Raw genomic sequence first — 22,111 nt, 5'->3', positions numbered from 1 at the left:
CTCTTCCATGCCCGCTTCGCCCAGACGCTGTCGCCAACGTGTCAGGGAACTGGGATCGCACGGCAAGCAGGTCTGGAATACCACCTCGCCGGTGAAGAACTGCCAGTACGGATTTTCCAGCCAGCGCGCGCATACGGCCTCGTCGGACAGGTCGTAGGCGTGCTTGAGGTAGAGCAGCCCGGCGATCAGACGCATCGGCAGGCCGGGCCGTCCGCCGCTGGCAGTTGTGGCCGGCAATCGCGGCAATAGCGCCTGCTCCAACGCACTCCACGGCAGCCGATGGCTCAGCTGAACCAGTGGATGGCGCAGGTCGATCTGGTTTTCCAGACGCGAACGAAACAACTCATCGGCAGGCAACTGCTCGGCGGCAGGACGGCGTGTACGCATGGGCGAAAACTGCCAGAAACCAGCGCGTACAGTAACGAAAACTGGCAGTTCCAGCACGCCGAAAATGCGGGGGACGCCCTGCAATGGATGTGGTTTGGGGGTTTTTCAGGGGCGACTAATCAGCACCGGCTCATCGGGGTAGAGCGCTTATTCTCCGGGTCCGTGGAGGGCGCGGAGGTGCATCCGCGTATCGTCGTCCAGCGCGCGTTGGCCTTGAACGCCGCGGCAGTCATCTTGGCTCACAACCACCCGAGCGGCCATACTGAACCCTCAGCAGCCGACAGGGCTGTCACGATACAGTTGAAGACCGTCTTGCAGTTGGTGGAGATCCGGCTGCTGGACCATTTCGTGGTCACGGCCCACCAGGCGGTTTCGATGGCCACCCGAGGATGGGTGTTGGGCTGACATCCGCTCTGGGGTCGGTCTCGGCACAGCGCGCCCGGCCAAGGCCGTACATCGACTCGTCTTGTTCCACGTTCAGTGGCCGAGCCCTGAAGGGCCGGCCACAGGATTGCCGTCAGTCGAGAAGTGACCCGGGGCGAACCCGAAGCGCCAGTGCGATGCGCTCGATGTTGTAGATGGTCACATTCTTCTCGCCACGCTCGAGCATACCGATGTAGGTCCTGTGGACGCCGGCTGCCTCAGCAAGGTCTTCCTGCGACAGCCCGCGCTCCTTTCTCAATCGCCGGACGTTGCCAGCAAAGACGGTGACCAACCGAGTTTCGTGAGCTGCCCGAGCCATCGCGAGATGGTCTGGGTTTGAATACTACTATTCGACATACTAAGATTAGCATTTGGCGATGTCTGGGCTAGCCCAATCGTCCTATGTCCAACTCGGTCACCTAACAAACACAGGGGAATCAAATGAAGGGAATCGTCTCAGCCAGCATGGTGCTGGTGTCTGTTCTTTTGTCGGGTTGTGTCGGTGGCACGCCTGACTGTGGTGATGGCAAGACCATGGACCTGATCCACGACGTGATCGTCAAAGCGGTGGAGAAGCGCGTGACGTGGTACGAGAACAGCGCGGAAGCCAAGAAGTACATGGACATGTTTAACGTTGAGGCCTTCCGGAAAATCCCGGACAACTACGAGGTATCCAAAATCCGCGTCCTGAGTTATGACAAGGACACAGACGTCTACGAATGCGAAGCCAGCATCACTTACGACTACCAGCCAGGCCGCGAACGCAACTTCCGCTACCGAGTGGAAACGGACCAAGGCGACTCTCAGACGCTCCTGTCCTATGAAAAGTCGATGCTCGGCCCGATCTTTTAGGATCGACTGGCGGCTGTTCGCGCACAACCATCCAGATGGCAACCTAGAATCATCAGCTGCTGACCGGCTGCTGCCCCCGCAGTGCACGCCCTGGCTACCTTGCTGATGCTTGAAGCATGCAGCAGCAAGGCGGACAAGGCGCGCAGCGACGTCATTGGCAGCTGTGCGAATAGCGGAGGGAACGAGTCTGTCTGCGAATGCGCTTTCGACAAGCGGCAGTCGCATTACGGGGAAGAAGGAATTGTTGCAATTCAGTCCGAGGGTTCTCCGCCTCCGGACTTCATCGATCAATTGGCCAATGCCGCACAACAGCGCAGGAAGCGGTAAGGAAATGAAGATGAAGCAGATTTACCGGTCCGCAACGATCCTGCTAGCCGCGCTAGCCTTAACGGGGTGTGGCAAAGCAGATGAGGTAACGAAAGCCGGCGAGCTCAATCTGGCTGGCTGTAAGGTTCCGGCGGGTACCAAGCGAGTAGAGGCCGAAGCTATCCAGTGCGATGCCGCCAAGGGCGTAAAAGCCGAGGCAGAGAAAGCGCCTTCGCAGGAAGCTGTCCAGATCACGCCGGACGCAGAGGTCATCAACGCAGCCATCGCCCAGGAGGCGAAGAAGGCCGACGGAGCTACCGAGTACACGGAGGCACGGAAACTAGTGGAGGGCGATCTGACCGGAGATGGCAGGCCAGAAGTGGTGGCCTTGTACACCCTGGAAGGTGGTGGCGGTGGCAACGGAGCTGGTAGCTACCTAGCGGCTTTCCAGCGCGAGGAAACCGGCCAGCTGCAGCTGGCCGGCACCACGTCCGTTTCCGGCTTCGGAGTTGCTGCTCAGAATGCGAGCGTGGAAGACGGCACGGTGCATGTGAAGCTGCTTGTACAAGGGCCGGATGATCCGGACTGCTGTCCGTCAACGGAAGAGGACGCCTTGTACGTGTTTCATGGGAGCAAGTGGCTGCAGGTGCAGCCTTCGCCTTGAACTCCGCCGTATGCCGCTTGCTGCTCATGGACACCTCAGAATCTGCCATTTTCCATGGCGTTAAGGTGTCCAGGAAACACCGGGCGTATCACGGCTCACTTCCCGGGGCGTATCAAGACGAAGGGCCGGCAAGCCGGCCCTTCGTCTGAAAGCTAGATTTGAGATCACTTCTTCAGCAACTCTCGATCAACGGCTGAAGTATCAAGGCCGCTGCTCCGTGGCGCCCCACGGCCGCTGTGACCCTTCGGCATGATGCCCTTGCGCAGGTTGCGGATTCCCTTCCTGCTCGCGATGTCGAGGTCCTGGTTACCTTCGTGGGACTTAGGTGGGCTGGGTTTTAGTTGCGTAGTTTCCTTGCACATGTACTCGATTGCCAGACGCAAGCCGCGTAGCTTGTCTGCATCTGTTGGATGGATCAGACCCAGGCAGTTGAAGCGGTACTGATCCAGCCGGGTGTAGCAGTTGAAGTAGCTCGCCTTATCTTTTTTGCCCGTCTCGCCGACATCCACCCCATCCTTGTAATCCCCATGGCCACAGCGCCGGACCCAGTCTTCTCCGATCATGCGGGTCAAATTGGCAGCGTCGCGATGCTTGTGCCCGTCCAGAATGACGAGGACGTGGAAATGGATGCCCCGATCAATCCCGGCCTCACGCTTGCTGATGTAGCCCAGGACGTCGGGAACGATTCGATTCTCCCGCAGGGCGCGCAGGAGCCTTGCGTAGTGCCCGTCCGCTTCACGGGTATAGCCCCAGCCCTTGAACGCCGGCCGGAAGTAGAGGTCGAGCCGTAGAATCAGCAGTTGCGAACGCCGCTGGAACTGGGCTGCCAGATAATCGCAGCAGCTGGCGATGTTCTTTTCTTCGTTGCGTTTGTAATTGTCGACTTGGTCCTTGTATGCCTGGTTCCGACATGACGCGCGGATGGAGGCAACCGCGCGCTCGACAATCTCACGCGTTCGTGGCTCACTCATCAGTGCGTCGCCGTTGCGGTTCGTGTGCTTAAGGAGCTCAGACGACCATTGGTCGACGACATTCAGGATGACGGTCAGTGGAGGGTTGAAGCGATGGTGCTTGTAGTACTCCGCACGGTCTTGGTTGTAGCCTTTGCAGACGTTAAAGAACGCTTTGCCGGTCTTGGTCAGCTGATGGCGGGGCTGTCCCCTTCGATCGTACGCAACTTCAATGGGCTGGTCGTCATGCTGGACGATGGCATTAACCAGCTTCTCCGCTCGGAGAAGCCAACAGATGAAGTCGTACTCCTGCCCGATCCAGGTGTATCCGTAGCGTTGACTGGTCTTACGTACGAAGAGGTGGTGGTTCTGCTCTGCCGGACGCATCTGGGTGCCCTTGGGCTGGAGAGTGATGAGACGGTCGGTCATCTGATCTTTAGGCAGTTCACTGTCAAAGTTAGTTACCTGGTTGTACGAGTTGGACTTATCGATCTCGTTCATGTGAATTCCTCGCTGTCATGTGCTGATTGATTCAATATTAAATTAATTAGTTAATATAATTTAATTTAATATGATATAAACCGGAATTCAGGCGCGATCGATAGCCTGATTATCCGTTTCTAGAAACTAAAAAACCTCAGCTCCTTTGGGTCTTTGTGTGCTGAGTTGCTGCGTCGACTTAGTGAGGTCGTTACGTGTGGCGGGAAATTTAGATGCGGCTTTCCAGCCACTCGTCCACGACGTATTCGATCCAACCCTTAGCGGAGCTGCGCGAGCCGCCAGCACCCAAGGGAACGGGTCGAGGGAACGTTTCGTCATACCAGCGGCTCGACGGATTCAGGCGGTTATCGATGGTGCTCTCGGAGCACGAGAGCTTCTTCGCCAGGTCCTTCTTGCGGATGACTCGCTTGGAGCGCGTAGCCGGGGGCACGACGCCCCCCGTTTCGGTATTTTGCGAATGGTTCGTATGGGTCGAACGGTTGTAGCGAAGGTTCATAACGCGATCTCGGTGCAGCGACAGGCCCCTTGCCTGCCTGCCGGAACGATGCGCGTTTTCTGGGGAGGCGTATAAGGACCGGAAAACCGCGATCACGGGAAAAAGGGTTGGGGAAATTGACCCCTGGACCCAGGCATCAGCCCGGCGCTTGCTGCCAAGCGCGGATCCATTGGTGCATCCCCTGCCGAGGAACCAACTTGCCGCCCCAACCCGGCCCAATTAATGGCGTTTCCGCGCTGGCGCCGGACCGTCGTAGCGGAGCCGGCACTAGGTCCAGGTTTCCAGCCGGCCCAGTCGTGGTCGGCCGGATGGCATAACGATCCAGCGTCGGGGCCTGGGCCGCAGCTTGCCGGCATGACTCCTTCTGCCTCTAGGGGCGCTTCCGAGGTGGGCTAGGGTGATGGCGTGGCCTCCCGAGCGCGTCGGCATTTCGCTGGAGGAGCAGTGGGCTTGCCGATGAGCAGGCGTGCTTTACATCGGCGTCTGTGCTGCAGGTCATGCGGCAGCCCTTAACTTGGCTGGAGCATTTCAACTAAGCACGCTGGATCCAGTGAGAATTTTCAGGCGATCTGGGTGCCAAACGGGCGATGTTTTCTGATGCGCTTGGCCTATCTGATCTAGTCGCATTAGTCTCGCGCTGCGGCGATTCAAAAAAATCTGAAACCCTCAAAAGTCGCCAACAAAACCCAGAACAAGCCGTAGGCAGATGATGGAGCAAGCGAGTGAGAGCAGTGCTAAGTGGATATCGATGCGGCGTTCAAAACGGGTGTGCAGTTTGCCCATGCGTGCAAACCAGGTATGGGTGCGCTCAACGACCCAGCGAAGACGACCCAATCGGTCGTTGCCCTCTCGATCCCCTTGTATGCGATCCGGGAGGTTATACCGCGCCGTTTGAGAGAGCTGGCGGGCAAGGCATCAAGCAACTCTTCAAACACCACCGAGTCGTGCTGACTGTCGGCGCAGTATGTAGTGATCGGTCAGGTTTTGGTCCGGTGTAGGCGCCTCACGGGGATGCCTTGCTCGGCTCAGATCCAGCTTCTCGGCCCGTCGTGGCTCGGCCTGCAAGATCTGATGCAAACGGTGCCAGACAACCGCCTCTTGCCAATCACGCAACCGGCGCTAGCAGGACATGTCGTTGCTATAGCCGCGTTCTATGAGAAGGTCCTCCCACGGGATGCCCGTGCGAAAGACATAGAAGATGCCGTTAAGGGCTTGCTGATCGCCGATACGCGGCCATCCGCCGTTAGACGAACGCCTTACTTACGGAATCAGCGGTGGTCAGGTGGACATTTCGAGGTACTGCCCCCTCCCTCCACTTGGCCGCTAAAGCGGCCAAGTGGAGGGAGGGGGCGCCATTCTTCTTTCGTCCCCTCCGGTGGGCCCAGACCCTTGCGGGGCTGTGGTGCAGCCAGCTTCCGCAGTCCCTTTCCAGGAAACGGAAGTGACTGACCGGCTTGGGGCGGCTGAATCTGCACCTGACGCTGTCTTCAATGCTAGTGGTTATCAAAATGCGACGCTTGTGCGAACATGGTGAGGATGGTTGCAGGGAGCGGGATAACTGCCCGGCATACGAGATCTTGGACAGTCATTCCCAACCCAGCAAGTGAGCAGGATGTCGAACGAACAGCTCGCAGAACTGACTCAGCCGCAACGCGACAGGCTCGCGTTCGTGGAGTTGCGCGTGCGCTTCATCGGGGAGATACGCCGTCAGGACTTGGTCGCGCGGTTCGGCATTCAGTCGGCAGCCGCATCCAGGGATCTAGCGCTGTACAAAGAGCTGGCCCCGGACAACATCGACTACGACTCCAAGGGCAAGTCCTACGTCTTGGGGCCGGACTTTCGACCCATCTTCGACTTCTCCCCGGAGCGGGTGCTGTCATGGCTGACCCAGAGCTTTGGCGACGGTGAGCCGATGCGGCTGAAGGCGTGGGTGACCAGCGAGAGCCCGTCACGGCTCACGTATCCGGATCTGGTTGTACTGGCGAGCGTGACCCGTGCGATTCACCAAGAGTGTCCGCTCGGCATCGAGTACCACTCCATCTCCAGTGGCCGCACCGAGCGGGAGATCGTCCCGTTCGCGCTGATCGACAACGGTCTCCGTTGGCACGTCCGCGCCTTCGACCGGAAGTGCCAAGGGTTCCGGGATTTCGCCATTACCCGGATCAAGCGTCCAGTCCTCATGAGGGATGCAGATGTGCAGCCCCATGAGCGCAGTGATGAGGACATCCAATGGACCAGGATCGTTGAACTGGAGATGGTGCCGCACCCGGATCAGCCCCGCCCCGAAATCACGGAGATGGACTACGGCATGGTTCGCGGATCACTGCGGATGAAGCTTCGTGCTGCCACCGCTGGATACATCTTGCGGCAGTGGAGCGTCGACTGCTCCCATGACCACAGTCTGCGCGGTTACGAATTCAGGCTCTGGCTGAAAGATCACTTGGCGCTGTACGGCGTCAAGAACGCTGTGTTGGCGCCGGGCTACCGTTCGCCCGACCAAAACAAGGGAGAAATATAACGTGGCCTACGATCCCAAGCGTGCGTTGGAACTGCTCCGGATCGGCTCCGGACGTGCCGATGCCACTTTCCGCGACGGCCAAGAAGATGCCATTCGTTACATCGTCGAAGGCAAAGGCCGCTTGCTAGTTGTGCAGAAAACCGGGTGGGGTAAGAGCTTTGTCTACTTCATCGCGACCAAGTTGCTGCGGGAGACTGGAGCTGGCCCAGCATTATTGATCTCGCCACTGCTGGCACTAATGCGAAACCAGATCGCAGCGGCAGAGCGCATGGGAGTTCGCGCCGCCACTATCAACTCCGATAACCAGGATGAATGGAAATCGGTTGAAGCCAAGCTGCGTCGAAACGAAGTGGACATTCTGCTGATAGCGCCAGAAAAGCTGGGCAACGAATGGTTTAACACAGAGGTTCTAGCTGGTATCGCAGGACAGATTTCGCTGATGGTTGTCGATGAGGCCCATTGCATTTCTGATTGGGGGCACGACTTCCGTCCTCACTACCGACTGCTGGAACGTATTGCCAGAACGCTTCCAGCCAATCTGCGGCTGCTAGCTACAACGGCAACAGCAAACGATCGGGTTATGGCAGACCTTGTGGCTGTGCTCGGCCCCAATATGAAGGTGCTGCGTGGCGGCCTGAATCGAGATTCTCTGACGCTGCAAACGATGCGTTTGCCCAGCCAGGCTGTCCGTCTAGCCTGGATCGCGCAGCAACTCAGGGCACTTCCAGGGCACGGCATCATTTACACGCTCACTATCCGAGATGCCAATCAACTAGCTGATTGGCTCAAGGCCCGAGGCTTTGCTGTAGAGGCCTATACAGGTAAGACAGGTGATAGGCGTGAGGAGCTAGAGCAGGCTCTGCAGGAGAACAAAGTTAAGGCACTTGTAGCGACCACCGCATTGGGTATGGGCTACGACAAGCCGGACCTGGCATTCGTCATCCATTTTCAGATGCCCGGTTCAGTTGTCGCCTATTACCAGCAAGTAGGGCGCGCAGGAAGAGCGCTGGAATCTGCATATGGCGTGCTCTTGAGCGGAGATGAAGAAGAAGGAATTACCGACTGGTTTATCCGTAGCGCGTTCCCAACTCGCCAAGAGGTGGACGATGTCCTGGGGGCTCTTAATGAGGCACCGGAAGGACTTTCAATACCTGACATCATGACCCGCGTGAACATGGGCAAAGGCCGCATCGAGAAGACTATCACGGCACTATCTCTCGAATCTCCAGCGCCGATTGCCAAGCAAGGTACAAAGTGGCAGCTTACTGCAGCCGAGCTAGGAAACGGATTCTGGGCGCGAGCAGACAGACTAACCAAGTTGAGGCGTGCCGAACTCCAGCAAATGCAGGAATACGTCTCTCGGCCTTTCGGGCAGCACATGGGCTTTCTGACTGATGCGCTTGATGGCGATTCAAGCACTGTCAGCCCACCGTCGTTGCCGCCGCTGTCAGAAGACGTAGATCAGTTGCTGGTCCGGGAAGCTGAAGACTTTCTTTGTCGCACAAGTCTGCCTATCGAGCCTCGCAAAAAATGGCCCGTGGGGGGGATGCCGCAGTACGGAATTCACACCGCATCCACGATTTCCTATCAAGCGCAACCAGGAAAGGCGCTTTGCGTCTGGGGTGATGCCGGTTGGGGAGGCTTGGTTCGGCAGGGCAAATATCACGACGGCCACTTTTCCGATGACCTCATTGCTGCGTGCGTGAAGATGATTCAGGAGTGGAGTCCACAGCCCGGGCCGAACTGGGTGACCTGCGTTCCTTCGCTTCGGCATCCTGCACTGGTGCCGAATTTCGCGCAACGCTTGGCTGCTGCGCTGGGTTTGCCGTTTCATATGGTCATCGCAAAAACAGATGCAAGGCCCGAACAGAAGACGATGGCAAACAGTACACAGCAGGCGCGTAACATTGATGGTTCGCTCGCACTCAATGGGCAGCCCATTCCTCCCGGACCAGTCCTCCTGGTGGATGACATGGTCGACTCGCGATGGACGCTGACGGTCTCTGCATGGCTACTGTGCAAAGGCGGCAGTGGCGTGGTTTTGCCTATGGCCCTATCACAAACGGGGCACGACGAATGACGCCAGTCCTCTCACCCAACACCCAGGCGATCCTGCTGCTAACTGCGCCGCTCATTGCCGGACGAGGCACTGCGTCATCGGATCTGCTCTCGCCTGTTGAATACAAACGTCTCGCGCGTCATTTGCGCGAGATCCAGCGTCAGCCTGCGGACTTCCTCTTGCCAGATGCAGCTGAGATCTTGCATGCGTGCCAGCCGGTGATTGACGAGAGCCGCCTGCAGAAATTGTTGGGGCGCGGATTCCTGCTGAGCCAAGTGATCGAGCGCTGGCAAGCACGCGCCATTTGGGTGGTCAGCCGCGCCGATGCAGAGTATCCCCGCTGTCTGAAGACCCGCCTCCGTGAAGATGCGCCGGCAGTGCTCTACGGTTGTGGCGACATGGCTTTGCTCGAAACCGGCGGGCTTGCCGTCGTTGGATCGCGCGATGTGGATGACGCTCTCATCGACTACACAATGGCAGTTGGCCGGCTCGCTGCTAGAGCAGGTAGAACGCTTGTCTCCGGTGGCGCCAAGGGTATCGACCAGGCCGCCATGCGTGGCGCGCTCGAGAGTGGTGGAAAAGTTTGTGGCGTGCTGGCGGACAGTCTAGAAAAGACTACTACGAACCGCGAGCAACGCAACCTGCTGCTCGATGGGCAGCTGGTGCTCATTTCGCCCTACGACCCGAGTGCTGGGTTCAATGTGGGCAACGCCATGCAGCGAAACAAGCTGATTTATGCATTGGCGGACACCTCACTGGTGGTCAGTTCCGACCTCAATAGAGGCGGCACCTGGGCGGGCGCAGTCGAGCAGCTCGACAAACTCAAGTTCGTCCCGGTCTTTATTCGATCGACGGGCGAGTCTTCCGCCGGATTGGATGCTTTGCGAAAGAAAGGGGCAATTCCCTGGCCGAACCCGCGAGACGTGGATTCCTTCGAGGACGTGTTCAATGTGGCGATGCCCGCGCCGACGGCCTCCCCGCAGGTTGGTTTTGCGCTGCTTTCGAACGAAGAGCCATCATCTGCTGATGCAAAGTCAACGGCGCCCGTGCCACCGGAAGCCGCCTCGCCGCCCCAAGCCGAGAGCGAGCCATTGGCACCGGTCGATATTGTTTCCGATACGCAGCCACCCGCTAAGGCGTTGGACGAATCGCCGCCAGTCACACCAGAGGCTGTGGCGCCGATAGATGAGGTCAAGGAATCTCTGCGACCGGAATCGACTCCCGCCGAAGTGCTCTTCGCTGCCGTACGGGCAGTGATTCAGCAACTCTTGAGTAAGCCGATGAAGGACGCCGAATTAGCGGCCGCGCTGGAGGTCTCCAACGCGCAGGCCAAGGTATGGTTGCAGCGCCTAGTCGATGAAGGCGTACTGGAAAAACAGAAGAAGCCTGCGGGCTACATCGTCAAGCAGAAGCGGATGTTCGAGTAATTGATGAAGACCATACAAGAACACAAGCCGCAGTGCGACGGCATTAGTACAGAAGGGCTATGCGGTTGAGCGACCAACAAATCACCCTCAGCCAGCTCGAAAGCCACCTCTGGGAATCCGCCAACATCTTGCGTGGTCCGGTGGATGCGGCTGACTTCAAGACTTACATCTTTCCTTTGATGTTCTTCAAGCGCATCTGCGATGTCTGGGACGAGGAGTACCAGGAGATCGTGGATGAGACAGGCGATGAGCAACTTGCTTGGTTCCCCGAATCACACCGTTTCCAGATCCCGGAGGACTGCCACTGGAACGATGTTCGGATTAGGGCAAGCAATGTCGGAGCGGCCCTTCAGCGTGCGATGCGCGAGATCGAGAAGGCCAATCCGGACACTTTATACGGCGTGTTCGGCGATGCTCAGTGGTCGAACAAAGAGCGGCTGTCCGATGCCTTGCTCAAGGATCTGATGGAACACTTCGCGAAGCTGCCTTTTGGCAACCAGAACGTCAACTCGGATTTGCTCGGCGACGCCTACGAGTACTTGATAAAGAAGTTCGCCGACGCTACTAACAAGAAGGCCGGCGAGTTCTACACCCCGCGCGGCGTGGTGCGACTGATGATCGACACGCTCGATCCTAAAGAAGCCGAAACCATCTACGACCCGGCCTGTGGCACTGGCGGCATGTTGTTGGCCGCCGTGCAACACGTGAAGGAACAGCATGGCGATGTCAAGCGGCTGTGGGGCAAGCTCTACGGGCAGGAGAAAAACCTCACCACCTCATCCATCGCGCGGATGAACCTGTTCCTGCACGGTATCGAAGATTTTCAGGTGGTGCGCGGCGACACTTTGCGTAACCCGGCCTTCTTTGAGGTCGACAGACTGGCCACGTTCGACTGCGTGATTGCTAATCCGCCATTCTCGCTGGAAAAGTGGGGCGAGGATTTGTGGCTGAACGATCCCTTCGGCCGCAACTTTGCTGGCTTACCGCCCTCATCCAGCGGAGACTTCGCCTGGGTGCAACACATGGTCAAGTCGATGGCCGACGCTAGCGGCCGGATGGCCGTGGTGCTACCCCAGGGCGCTCTGTTCCGCAAAGGTGTGGAAGGCAACATCCGCCAGAAGCTACTGGAGATGGACCTGGTCGAGGCCGTGATCGGGTTGGCGCCCAACCTTTTCTACGGCACAGGCCTCGCGGCATGCATTCTGGTCTTGCGCAAGCGCAAGCCGGCCAAACACAAGAAGAAGGTGCTGATCGCCGATGCGTCACGCCTGTTCCGCCGTGGGCGTGCGCAAAACTATCTGGAACCCGAGCATGCCGCTGAGATCCTCAGCTGGTATTGCCAGTTTGTCGACGTGCAGGACGCGGCCCGCGTGGTTAGTCTCGACGAGATCAAAGCTGAGGACTGGACGCTTAACGTTTCACGTTACGTTCTGCCGCCATTGCAGGAAGACATTTCGTCGTTACCTGAAGCGATCGCCGGATTTAAAGATGCACTCGTGAGGTGCCGGGATGCCGAAGCCCAACTGGCCAAAGTCATGGCCGATGGCGGCTGGATTAGTGCGCTAGGAGTGAGAGATGCGCGCCAGTGAGCTCCTTAGCGCCCTGAGCAAAAAGCTAGGGACGACATCTCAAGGTGAACTTGCCGATGTGCTAGGCGTATCGATGCAAACCGTTATCAATTGGAAGAAACGCAACGAGGATCTTTCACCAAATCAGATCGCATCGGCCCTAGCAAAATCAAGGAAAGCGGCGGTCCGAGATGCCCAATTCGAGACAATCCGTCCAATTGTGGAGTTTTACGCAATTGACAGGTGCGATTCGAAATTCGAGGCGGGTTTCAACTTATTCGATTGCAGTAGTAATGCCTCGCTCTACGCGCGCGGGCTGAAGGATATGCTTTGTAATTCATATGGTATTTATATTTTTTACGACTCGCGAGGCCAAGCGCTATACGTTGGTAAAGCGCGCGAGCAATCGCTTTGGAAAGAGATGAACCTGGCATTTAATCGCAAACGCGCCGTCCAGAAGATTACCCTAGTGAACCATCCAGTACGAAATCAGGAGTTCAAGCCAGGTTACGAGAAGTTACGCCAGCCAAAGGACATGCAGCTCGAACTGTTCGACTTGGCGCTCTACTTCAGCGCCTACGGTGTTGACGACGGAATGATCGAGGACATGGAAGCGCTGATGGTTCGTGGCTTTGCTAATAATCTACTGAATGTGAAGATGGAAACGTTCGCGCACTCGAGGGCAGAGAAGTGACGCAACGTATTTCTCAACAAGCCTTAGAGTCGTATCTGTGGGGTGCCGCCGTGCTGCTACGCGGCCTCATCGACGCCGGCGACTACAAACAGTTCATCTTTCCATTGCTGTTCTACAAGCGCGTCTCGGATGTGTGGGAAGAGGAGTACCAGGCAGCGCTGGTCAACTCCAATGGCGACCTCTCCTATGCCCAGTTTGCAGAAAACCACCGTTTTCAGATTCCTGCACGTGCGCATTGGAATGAAGTGCGACAGTCACCTAAGAACGTCGGTGCGGCCATCCAGAAAGCCATGCGTGCTATCGAGTCCGTCAACCCTGATCTGCTCGACGGCATCTTCGGGGATGCCCCGTGGACCAATCGCGAGCGGCTGCCCGACGAAACGCTAAAGAACCTCATCGAGCATTTCTCGACCCAGACGCTGTCCGTGGCTAACGTCCCCGAGGACGAACTCGGCAACGCCTATGAGTACCTGATCAAAAAGTTCGCAGACGACTCCGGCCACACGGCAGCCGAGTTCTACACCAACCGCACCGTCGTTCACCTGATGACGCAGCTGCTGGCGCCGCAGGCCGGCGAGTCGATCTACGACCCTACCTGCGGCACCGGCGGCATGTTGATCTCGGCGCTGGACGAAGTGAAGCGGTCGGGCGGCGAGTACCGCACCCTCAAGCTCTACGGGCAGGAGCGCAACCTCATTACCTCGTCCATCGCTCGCATGAACCTGTTCCTGCACGGCGTGGAGGACTTCGAGATCATCCGTGGCGACACCCTGGCCGATCCCAAGCACATCGAGGGCGACTGCCTGCGCCAGTTCGATGTGATCCTGGCCAACCCGCCGTACTCCATCAAGCAGTGGAACCGCGAGGCCTGGAGCAGCGACAAGTGGGGCCGTAACTCCCTGGGCACGCCGCCGCAGGGCCGCGCCGACTATGCGTTCCAGCAGCACATTCTGAGCAGCCTGACCGCCAATGGTCGCTGTGCCGTGCTGTGGCCACATGGCGTGCTGTTCCGCAACGAAGAACAGTCCATGCGCGCCAAGATGGTCGAGCAGGACTGGGTCGAGGCCGTCATCGGCTTGGGCCCCAACCTGTTCTACAACTCGCCGATGGAGTCGTGCATCGTCATCTGCAACCGCAAGAAGGTCACTGCTCGCAAGGGCAAGGTGATCTTCATTGATGCTGTTAACGAGGTCACTAGAGAGCGGGCGCAGAGCTTCCTTAAGCCTGAGCACCAGCAGCACATCCTGAGCGCATTCAACGCGTTCGCGGATGAACCCGGTTTCGCCAAGGTTGCCACCCGGGCCGAAATAGGCGCCAATGCGGGCAACCTTTCGATCCCGATGTACGTGAAGCGCGTTGCCCCCGTCGTTGCCACCGACAGCAATGGCGATGCGGTATCGCTGCTCTCTACCTGGGAGCAATGGCAAACCGATGGACGCGCATTCTGGCTGCAGATGGACGCATTGGTGGAAACGCTGGATGGTCTTTCCAAGGCTGAGGACACCCAATGAAGCTTCAAACGATCCGGCTCTCGAACTTCCAGTCATTTGGAGCTGTGCCTACCGAAATTCGGTTGGAGGAGATTACTTACCTCATCGGCCCTAACGGCTCAGGCAAGACAGCAGCACTCCAAGCCCTTTGCCGTCTGTTTGCCTTTGATCCATCACTGCGCCGAATCTTGCGCTCGGACTTTCAAGTCCCATTCAACGAGGTGGCACCGCCTGCTGAGCGTCAGCTATGGATCGAAGCCGACTTCCTGTTCCCGGAACTTGACGACGACGACGAGGACAACAGCACGGTAGCGCCTCATTTCGGCCACATGCGCCTTGATGAAATCGATGGTACACCGCGCGTGCGATTCCGTCTCACCGCCACCATGGGTTTGGATGGGGACATTGAAGAAAGCATGGTCTATGTGCTGGACATCAATGCAGATGGCTCGCCAATGACCACTGCTCAGGTGCCCCGATCTGAACGCAACCATATTCACGTTCACTACCTGCCCGCACGCCGTGATCCAGAAGATCACATTGCCTACGGCGCCAATGCACTGCTAGGGCGCATGCTGCGTGCGGTGAATTGGGACGCTGAGCGAACTGTCATCAAGGGCTTGACCGACCAGATCAGCGGCAGCTTGGCTGCCAATCCAGCAATCAATGCGTTCAGCAAAAGCTTGAAATCGACATGGAGCGCTTTGCACAAGGGAAGCTTCTTTGCAGACCCCAAACTCACATTTGTTGCGTCCGAGATTGAAGCCTTGCTGCGGCACATGTCGGTGTCATTCACGCCAGGTCATGATGAGCAGCTGGTCGATTTCTCGCGACTGAGCGATGGTCAGAAGTCGATGCTTTATCTCTCGCTCGTGCTTTCCTCGCAAGCCATCGGTCGCGCGGTCCTGGCTGAAGAAGATGATTCTTTCGACGCAGACAAGCTGCGCCCGCCCGTGTTTACGGTGGTGGCGGTCGAAGAGCCCGAAAACAGCCTCTCACCGCACTACCTTGGACGAATCGTCAATGCGCTCAACGCGATGACCTGCGATAGTGACGCGCAAGCACTGATTGCGACCCACGCGCCGTCGATGCTGCGGCGCGTTGCTCCGGAACGTATCCGCTATCTGCGGCTGACCAAGGAGCGAACATCTCGCGTCACGCATATCCAGTTGCCAGACGCCGCTGATGAAGCTCACAAGTTTGTGCGCGAGGCAGTACAAGCCTTCCCGGAGCTCTATTTCTCGCGGCTTGTCGTACTTGGGGAAGGCGATAGCGAAGAAATTGTGTTGCCTCGTCTGCTGCAGGTCAAAGGAGCGCCGGTTGATGAGTCCGCTGTCACGATTGCCCCGCTTGGAGGCAGGCACGTCAATCACTTCTGGCGTCTGCTGTCGGCCTTGCAGATCCCTTGCCTGACACTTCTTGATCTAGATGTAGCTCGTTATGCGGCTGGCTGGGGGCGAATCAAATACGTCAATGACCAACTGGCTGTCTATGCGCCGAGCAAGGTCCTCCCCGCCGGCCATGTAATACCCAAATGGAAGAATGCTACCTACAAAGTTCGAGATTACGACAACTATCTTGCGGCGCTTGAAGAACGAGATGTGTACTTCTCGTATCCCATGGATCTGGACTTCACAATGCTGCTGTCGTTCCCGGAAGCCTACGGCGTCGAGGAGGAAAAGCCGGATGAATCCACGATCAAGGCGGTTCTCGGTAAGCAGCACCACGACCCCAGCCAGTACAGTAAAGACGAACAGAAGATGTTCAGCACCTACCATCAGCGCTTCAAACTTGGTAGCAAACCCGCAGCCCATATTGACGCACTGGCTCAGCTGACAGATGAGGAGTTGCTGGCTGATATGCCCGCATCGCTGAGCAGATTGGCTGATGCCGTCATCGCCAAACTTGCGGAGTTGCCTGATTGATTGCGGTCGATGACTGGAAGCCTGCGGATGGGCTGACTCTTGAACCGAATGCATTGCGCGCAGCTAAGGAATACGCGCGCAGTCTTGCGCTGACAGCAGGGCCAGGAGCGGGCAAGACCGAAATGCTTGCGCAGCGGGCAGACTTCTTGCTGCGCACGGGAACCTGTCGTTATCCAAAACGGATTTTGGCCATTTCGTTCAAAGTTGATGCCAGTAGCAACTTGAAGGAGCGAGTAAGGCGGCGCTGCGGTTCCGAGCTTGCCACGCGGTTTGACAGCTATACCTTTCACGCTCTTGCCAAGCGCATCATTGATCGTTTCCGTCCTGTGCTGACGGGCGAGTATGCGCTGGATGCTGGGTACAAAATTGCAGATCGAAAGCCGGGCCCATCACGGACTTTGATCGAGTTTTCCGATCTGGTGCCGTTTGCGATCCAGATTCTGCGACAGTCTGCAGTCGCGAGGAGCGCCATTCGGAAAACCTACAGCGACGTCTTCCTCGACGAATTTCAAGACTGTACCAACCTGCAGTACGAGTTGCTCAAGCTCGCCTTTCAAGGCACAAGCATTCGCTTGACCGCCGTGGGCGACACTAAGCAGAAGATCATGGGCTGGGCTGGAGCCATGGATGGCATCTTTCATGCTTTCGTTGCAGACTTTGCTGCTGCCCCACTCAATATGTACCGTAACTTCCGCTCAAAGCCACGACTGCTTCGCCTGCAAAACGAGATCATTCGCAAGCTTGACCCCTCATCCGTCATGCCTGATGAGCAGCTTGCCGGTGACGAAGGCGAGGTATTTGCATGGAGCTTCGAAGATAGTCGTCAGGAGGCTGACTACCTCGCAGGTTTGATTGAGGGCTGGATAAAGACCGAGCAGCTTCCGCCTGCGGAAATTGCGGTCCTGATTCGTAATCAGCTCGACCTTTACGCCGATCATTTGATGGCGGCATTGGAGGTGCGCGGCATTCCCTTCCGCAACGAACAGCAGATGCAAGACATCACGGTGGAGCCTGCTGCACGCTTAATTGTGGACTATCTGTCATGCCTCTATGGTAAGCGCGAGCCTAAAGCTTGGATTCGGCTCATGAACCAGCTTATCCCTTTTGCCGATGAAGACATTCAATCGAACGCGCGTAAGGACCTTGATCGGCTCGTCAAGCAGCATCGAAAAGAGATAGCTATTTCCGAGCTGGTCAATGAGCCCTACTCCGGATGGTGGGAGTTAGTTCGAGCATTCCTGAAGCAAGTTAGTATCGAAACGCTGGTGTCGATTTCCCCGGACTACGAATCGCACAATCGGTTGAAAGAGGTGGTTCGCGATACCAAGGCCAGGATCGAGGAATTGCTCAAGCTGGAACCTGACTTACCCAAGGCCCTTGAGCGGTTCTCCGAAGACCAGGCCGTACGAATTCTGACCATCCATAAGAGCAAGGGCCTTGAGTTTGATTCAGTCATCATCATGGCCGTCGAAAAAGAAATCTTCTTTGGCGATCAGGATGAGAATCGATGCGCTTATTTCGTCGGGGTTTCTCGTGCCAAGAAGCGACTGATCCTTACCTATGCCAATCAACGGGACCGCCCAGTGGGAGCTAGGCGATGGGATGTGCGACGCACAGCTCAAAGTGAATATTTTGGCTATGCCGCGCCATTTGTGAGAAAACAATAATGCGCAACAAGACGTTGAAATCTGGCTGGCGTTGGGTGCAATTCGGCGACGTGGTACGCCAATGCAAAAAGAAGGCTGATCCGGAAACCTCTGGCCTTGAGCGCTATATAGCCGGTGACCATATGGACACCGACGACCTGCGACTCCGCCGGTGGGGGGAAATTGGCTCGGGTTACTTGGGGCCAGCCTTCCATATGCGCTTCAAGCCGGGTCAAGTGCTCTATGGCTCGCGTCGAACCTATTTGCGCAAGGTTGCGGTGGCTGATTTTGAAGGAGTCTGCGCCAATACGACCTTCGTGCTGGAGCCAAAGAATCCTGAAGAGCTTCTGCCGGAGTTCCTGCCTTTCTTGATGCAGACCGAGGCATTCAATGCATTTTCGATCAATAACTCGAAGGGCTCAGTCAATCCCTATATCAACTTCTCTGACTTGGAGCGATTCCCGTTTGCACTGCCGCCAATCGAAGATCAGCGGTCCGCCGTTGATCTCCTGAGGAGTGCCAAGGACCATTGCTATGCGGTCGATGAGGTTCATTTTTCGACCGGTCGAATCCTTCAAGCGCTCAAGGATTCGTTGCTCCGACTCGATAGTTCTGACGTGGCGAAGTCCTACGTGCTTGGCGATCTCCTGCTCGGCTCACCGGAGAGCGGTTGCAGTGCGCCCCCGAGGGATGCCAACACGGGCTACTTCGTACTTGGATTGGCTGCATTGTCCCGAGAGGGATATGTCTCAGGAGACTTCAAGCCTGTCGAGCCGACCAGCAAAATGCTAGCGGCAAAGCTCTCAACAGGGGACATGCTGATCTCTCGCTCCAACACAGCAGACCGCGTTGGATTCGTTGGAGTTTTCAATGACAACCGCGCTGACGTGTCTTTCCCGGACACGATGATGCGTCTCAGGCCAAACCCTGTACTGATTCGTCCGACGTTCCTGGAGGCCTTGCTGCAGACCACATCGGCGCGTGAATACCTGATGCGAATCGCAGCTGGCACCAGCGCGAGCATGAAGAAGATCAATCGGGCCAACTTGCTACAGATGCGCCTGAATGTGCCAAGTCTGAACGTTCAGGACTCTGCACTCAGCCAATTGCGAGAGGTAGAGAAGGCAATGGCAGCGCAAAAGTCACGTCGTGATGCCGCCCGGCAGTGGGCAAAGCTCATGACGGCCAGGGCTATTGGGGGAGAGGCATAGGTGTTCAATGAATCTAACACCGTCGAGGCTTACGTCCGCGATCTGCTCGCCGCCCCGATCAAGGCAGTCACGGCTAACACCGTCAAAGAACCTCAAGTCAGCTACGGTCCCAGCTCCAAAGGCATCGGCTGGCGCTACGTCGCCCCGGCTGAGGTGCCGCGCCAGATTCAGGACGTGCTGGTTGGCCCCTGGTTGCGTGAGGCGCTGATTCGCCTGAACCCGGAGATTGCTGCTCAGCCCGACCGCGCCAACGAGGTGCTCTACAAGCTGCGTGCCATCGTACTGTCGGTGCGCTCGGATGGCCTGATCCGCGCCAACGAGGAGATGACGGCGTGGATGCGCGGCGAGCGCTCTATGCCCTTCGGCCCCAATAACGAGCATGTGCCGGTGCGGCTGATCGACCTGGATGATCTGGCGCAGAACCAGTACATCGTCACCCAGCAGTACACCTACCGTGCAGGCCCCACCGAACGCCGCGCCGATCTGCTGCTACTGGTGAACGGTTTGCCGCTGGTACTGATAGAGGCGAAGACGCCGGTCAAGAAATGCATCAGCTGGGTCGATGGCGCGGTACAGGTGCACGACGACTATGAGAAATTCGTGCCCGAGCTGTTCGTTTGCAACGTGTTCTCGGTGGCGACCGAAGGCAAGGCTTACCACTACGGGTCCATCGGCCTGCCAGTCAAGGACTGGGGGCCGTGGCATCTGGATGGTGATGGCGACGACGGCCAGCACCACCCGCTGAAGTCGCTCAAGCTGTCCGCTGAGAGCATGCTACGGCCGCATGTGGTGCTGGATATTCTGGGCAGCTTCACCCTGTTCGCCACCAACAAGAAAAAGCAGCGCAGCAAGATAATCTGCCGCTATCAGCAGTACGAGGCAGCGAACAAGATCGTCGAACGCGTGCTGGCGGGTTACCCCAGGAAGGGCCTGATTTGGCACTTTCAGGGCTCGGGCAAGTCGCTGCTGATGGTGTTCGCCGCGCAGAAGCTGCGCATGCATGCCGGCCTGAAGAACCCGACCGTGCTGATCGTGGTGGATCGGATCGATCTCGATAGCCAGATCACCGGTACATTCACCGGAGCGGACATTCCCAACCTGGAAAAGGCGGATAGCCGCGAGAAGCTGCAGCAACTGCTGGCGCAGGATGTGCGCAAGATCATCATTACGACGATCTTCAAGTTCAGCGAGGCCACTGGCAGCCTGAACGACCGCAGCAACATCATCGCCCTGGTGGACGAGGCCCACCGCACGCAAGAAGGCGACCTGGGCCGCAAGATGCGCGAGGCCCTGCCCAACGCGTTTCTGTTCGGCCTGACCGGCACGCCGATCAACCGTGCCGACCGCAACACCTTCTACGCCTTTGGTGCCGACGAGGACGAGAAAGGTTACATGAGCCGGTACGGCTTCGAGGAGTCAATCCGCGACGGTGCCACGCTAAAGCTGCACTTTGAGCCCCGGCTGATCGATCTGCACATCGACAAGGCCGCGCTGGACGCCGCCTACAAAGACCTGACCGGCGGCCTGTCGGATCTGGACAAGGACAACCTCGCCAAGACCGCCGCCAAGATGGCCGTGCTGGTCAAGACGCCTGAGCGTATCCGCAAGGTGTGCGAGGACATCGTCGAGCATTTCCAGACTAAGGTGGAGCCCAACGGCTTCAAGGGCCAGATCGTCACTTTCGATCGCGAGTCCTGCCTGCTGTTCAAGACTGAGCTGGACAAGTTGCTGCCGCCCGAGGCCACGGACATCGTCATTTCGGTGCAGGCGTCCGACAAGAAGGAGCATCCAGAGTACGCGGCCTATGACCGTTCACGCGATGAGGAAGAACGGCTGCTCGATCGCTTCCGCGACCCGGCCGATCCGCTGAAGCTGATCATCGTCACGGCCAAACTGCTGACGGGCTTCGACGCGCCCATCCTGCAGGCCATGTACCTGGACAAGCCGCTGCGCGACCACACGCTGCTGCAGGCCATCTGCCGGGTGAACCGCACCTACTCCGAGCAGAAGACCCACGGCCTGATCGTCGACTACCTCGGCATCTTCGATGATGTGGCAGCCGCGCTGGAATTCGACGACCAGAGCGTCAAGCAGGTGGTCAGCAACATCCAAGAGCTAGCGGAAAAGCTGCCAGAAGCCATGCGGAAATGCCTGGCCTTCTTCAACGGCTGTGATCGCACCCTGCAAGGTTATGAGGGCCTGATCGCCGCGCAGCAGTGCCTGCCAAACAACGAGGTGCGAGACAACTTCGCCGCCGATTACAGCGTGCTCAACAAGCTCTGGGAGGCCCTGTCACCCGACACCGTACTGCTCCCCTTCGAGAATGATTATAAGTGGCTGTCTCAGGTGTATCAGTCTGTGCAGCCGTCCAATGGCCACGGCAAGCTGATCTGGCACTCGCTGGGCGCCAAGACCATCGAGCTGATCCACCAGAACGTGCATGTGGACGCTGTGCGGGATGATCTCGACACACTGGTGCTGGACGCTGATCTGCTGGAGGCCGTGCTGTCGAACCCCGACCCGAAGAAGGCCAAGGAGATCGAGGTCAAGCTCCAGCGCCGGCTCCGCGGGCATGGCGGCAACCCCAAGTTCAAGAAGCTGTCGGAGCGGCTTGATGCGCTGAAAGACCGGTTCGAGTCTGGCCAGATCAACAGTGTCGAATTTCTGAAGCAGTTGCTGGAGATTGCCAAGGAAACGCTGCAGGCCGAGAAGGGGGTCCCGCCCGAAGAGGACGAGGATCGCGGAAAGGCAGCGCTGACCGAGCTGTTCAACGAGATCAAGACGGCCAAGACGCCCATCATGGTCGAACGCGTGGTCGCGGACATCGACGAAATCGTGCGTCTCGTCCGGTTCCCGGGCTGGCAAGGCACGCAGGCCGGCGAGCGCGAGGTCAAGAAGGCCCTACGCAAAGCCCTCTTCAAATACAAGCTGCACGCGGATGAAGAGCTGTTTGAGAAGGCCTACAGCTACATCCGGCAGTATTACTAAAGGGGG

At 57.8% G+C, this 22,111-nt stretch carries 16 protein-coding genes and 2 pseudogenes; 13 read left to right on the top strand and 5 right to left on the bottom strand.

Annotation, left to right across the window (positions count from 1 at the left end):
• A partial coding sequence (locus A7D16_RS08525) for a transposase (protein WP_161945028.1) occupies positions 1 to 387 on the bottom strand: 387 nt, incomplete at its 3' end.
• Positions 388 to 504: 117 nt separating this feature from the next.
• On the opposite strand from A7D16_RS08525, the pseudogene A7D16_RS08520 reads away from it, so the two are divergent.
• A pseudogene (locus A7D16_RS08520) lies at positions 505 to 792 on the top strand (JAB domain-containing protein); the annotation flags it as partial.
• A 112-nt stretch (positions 793 to 904) separates the two neighbouring features.
• Here A7D16_RS08520 and A7D16_RS08515 read toward each other — a convergent pair.
• Positions 905 to 1,102 (bottom strand): helix-turn-helix domain-containing protein, encoded by a 198-nt coding sequence (locus A7D16_RS08515; protein ID WP_228318198.1) that lies wholly within the window; start codon positions 1,100 to 1,102, stop codon positions 905 to 907.
• A gap of 149 nt (positions 1,103 to 1,251) precedes the next feature.
• On the opposite strand from A7D16_RS08515, the gene A7D16_RS08510 reads away from it, so the two are divergent.
• Positions 1,252 to 1,662: a hypothetical protein gene (locus tag A7D16_RS08510; RefSeq protein ID WP_064509770.1), complete on the top strand. Its 411-nt coding sequence runs from the start codon at positions 1,252 to 1,254 to the stop codon at positions 1,660 to 1,662.
• 337 nt (positions 1,663 to 1,999) lie between these two features.
• The gene (locus tag A7D16_RS08500; protein WP_239686968.1) at positions 2,000 to 2,632 is read left to right on the top strand and encodes a hypothetical protein; all 633 of its coding nucleotides are present in this window, start codon (positions 2,000 to 2,002) and stop codon (positions 2,630 to 2,632) included.
• 164 nt (positions 2,633 to 2,796) lie between these two features.
• On the opposite strand, the gene A7D16_RS08495 is transcribed toward A7D16_RS08500, so the two are convergent.
• The 3 genes and pseudogenes from A7D16_RS08495 to A7D16_RS21425 all read right to left on the bottom strand — a co-directional run.
• The gene (locus tag A7D16_RS08495) at positions 2,797 to 4,083 is read right to left on the bottom strand and encodes a YagK/YfjJ domain-containing protein (protein WP_064631657.1); all 1,287 of its coding nucleotides are present in this window, start codon (positions 4,081 to 4,083) and stop codon (positions 2,797 to 2,799) included.
• Positions 4,084 to 4,291: 208 nt separating this feature from the next.
• Positions 4,292 to 4,579, bottom strand: coding sequence for a helix-turn-helix transcriptional regulator (locus A7D16_RS08490; protein ID WP_064631655.1), 288 nt, complete (start codon positions 4,577 to 4,579; stop codon positions 4,292 to 4,294).
• Between the two features lie 666 nt (positions 4,580 to 5,245).
• Positions 5,246 to 5,839: pseudogene (locus A7D16_RS21425) on the bottom strand (transposase); the annotation flags it as partial.
• 352 nt (positions 5,840 to 6,191) lie between these two features.
• Between A7D16_RS21425 and A7D16_RS08485 the strand changes: the two are divergent.
• The 10 genes from A7D16_RS08485 to A7D16_RS08440 all read left to right on the top strand — a co-directional run bounded on the left by A7D16_RS08485 (position 6,192) and on the right by A7D16_RS08440 (position 22,105).
• Positions 6,192 to 7,097, top strand: a complete 906-nt coding sequence (locus A7D16_RS08485) for a helix-turn-helix transcriptional regulator (RefSeq protein WP_064631652.1) — start codon at positions 6,192 to 6,194, stop codon at positions 7,095 to 7,097.
• Position 7,098: 1 nt separating this feature from the next.
• The gene (locus A7D16_RS08480; RefSeq protein ID WP_064631650.1) at positions 7,099 to 9,177 is read left to right on the top strand and encodes a RecQ family ATP-dependent DNA helicase; all 2,079 of its coding nucleotides are present in this window, start codon (positions 7,099 to 7,101) and stop codon (positions 9,175 to 9,177) included.
• A complete protein-coding gene (locus A7D16_RS08475; protein ID WP_064631648.1) occupies positions 9,174 to 10,583 on the top strand; it encodes a DNA-processing protein DprA in 1,410 nt (469 codons plus the stop codon). The genes A7D16_RS08480 and A7D16_RS08475 overlap by 4 nt, the downstream gene beginning before the upstream one ends.
• Positions 10,584 to 10,648: 65 nt before the next feature.
• Positions 10,649 to 12,172 (top strand): type I restriction-modification system subunit M, encoded by a 1,524-nt coding sequence (locus A7D16_RS08470; protein ID WP_204377170.1) that lies wholly within the window; start codon positions 10,649 to 10,651, stop codon positions 12,170 to 12,172.
• Positions 12,159 to 12,845 carry a helix-turn-helix domain-containing protein gene (locus tag A7D16_RS08465; protein ID WP_064631644.1) on the top strand — a complete coding sequence of 229 codons (687 nt, stop codon included), beginning with the start codon at positions 12,159 to 12,161 and terminating at the stop codon, positions 12,843 to 12,845. The genes A7D16_RS08470 and A7D16_RS08465 overlap by 14 nt, the downstream gene beginning before the upstream one ends.
• Positions 12,842 to 14,356: a type I restriction-modification system subunit M gene (locus A7D16_RS08460; protein ID WP_064631642.1), complete on the top strand. Its 1,515-nt coding sequence runs from the start codon at positions 12,842 to 12,844 to the stop codon at positions 14,354 to 14,356. Before A7D16_RS08465 ends, A7D16_RS08460 begins: the two co-directional genes overlap by 4 nt.
• Positions 14,353 to 16,260, top strand: a complete 1,908-nt coding sequence (locus A7D16_RS08455; RefSeq protein WP_064631640.1) for an ATP-dependent nuclease — start codon at positions 14,353 to 14,355, stop codon at positions 16,258 to 16,260. Before A7D16_RS08460 ends, A7D16_RS08455 begins: the two co-directional genes overlap by 4 nt.
• On the top strand, positions 16,257 to 17,927 hold the full coding sequence (locus tag A7D16_RS08450) for a UvrD-helicase domain-containing protein (protein ID WP_064631638.1): 1,671 nt from the start codon (positions 16,257 to 16,259) through the stop codon (positions 17,925 to 17,927). The genes A7D16_RS08455 and A7D16_RS08450 overlap by 4 nt, the downstream gene beginning before the upstream one ends.
• Positions 17,927 to 19,117 (top strand): restriction endonuclease subunit S, encoded by a 1,191-nt coding sequence (locus A7D16_RS08445; RefSeq protein ID WP_064631637.1) that lies wholly within the window; start codon positions 17,927 to 17,929, stop codon positions 19,115 to 19,117. Before A7D16_RS08450 ends, A7D16_RS08445 begins: the two co-directional genes overlap by 1 nt.
• On the top strand, positions 19,118 to 22,105 hold the full coding sequence (locus A7D16_RS08440; protein ID WP_064631635.1) for a type I restriction endonuclease subunit R: 2,988 nt from the start codon (positions 19,118 to 19,120) through the stop codon (positions 22,103 to 22,105).
• Positions 22,106 to 22,111: the final 6 nt, after the last annotated feature.

Origin of the sequence: Xanthomonas nasturtii (genome assembly GCF_001660815.1) — a bacterium.
Classification (GTDB): Bacteria; Pseudomonadota; Gammaproteobacteria; order Xanthomonadales; family Xanthomonadaceae; genus Xanthomonas; species Xanthomonas nasturtii.
The sequence above is the reverse complement of the archived record's forward strand: the minus strand, read 5'-3'. Positions and strand labels throughout refer to the sequence as shown.

Coding starts and splice junctions, on each gene's coding strand:
- A7D16_RS08500 (WP_239686968.1), top strand. CDS start 2,000: ATGAAGCAGATTTACCGGTCCGCAACGATCCTGCTAGCCGCGCTAGCC.
- A7D16_RS08455 (WP_064631640.1), top strand. CDS start 14,353: ATGAAGCTTCAAACGATCCGGCTCTCGAACTTCCAGTCATTTGGAGCT.
- A7D16_RS08475 (WP_064631648.1), top strand. CDS start 9,174: ATGACGCCAGTCCTCTCACCCAACACCCAGGCGATCCTGCTGCTAACT.
- A7D16_RS08445 (WP_064631637.1), top strand. CDS start 17,927: ATGCGCAACAAGACGTTGAAATCTGGCTGGCGTTGGGTGCAATTCGGC.
- A7D16_RS08485 (WP_064631652.1), top strand. CDS start 6,192: ATGTCGAACGAACAGCTCGCAGAACTGACTCAGCCGCAACGCGACAGG.
- A7D16_RS08510 (WP_064509770.1), top strand. CDS start 1,252: ATGAAGGGAATCGTCTCAGCCAGCATGGTGCTGGTGTCTGTTCTTTTG.
- A7D16_RS08490 (WP_064631655.1), bottom strand. CDS start 4,579: ATGAACCTTCGCTACAACCGTTCGACCCATACGAACCATTCGCAAAAT.
- A7D16_RS08465 (WP_064631644.1), top strand. CDS start 12,159: ATGCGCGCCAGTGAGCTCCTTAGCGCCCTGAGCAAAAAGCTAGGGACG.
- A7D16_RS08495 (WP_064631657.1), bottom strand. CDS start 4,083: ATGAACGAGATCGATAAGTCCAACTCGTACAACCAGGTAACTAACTTT.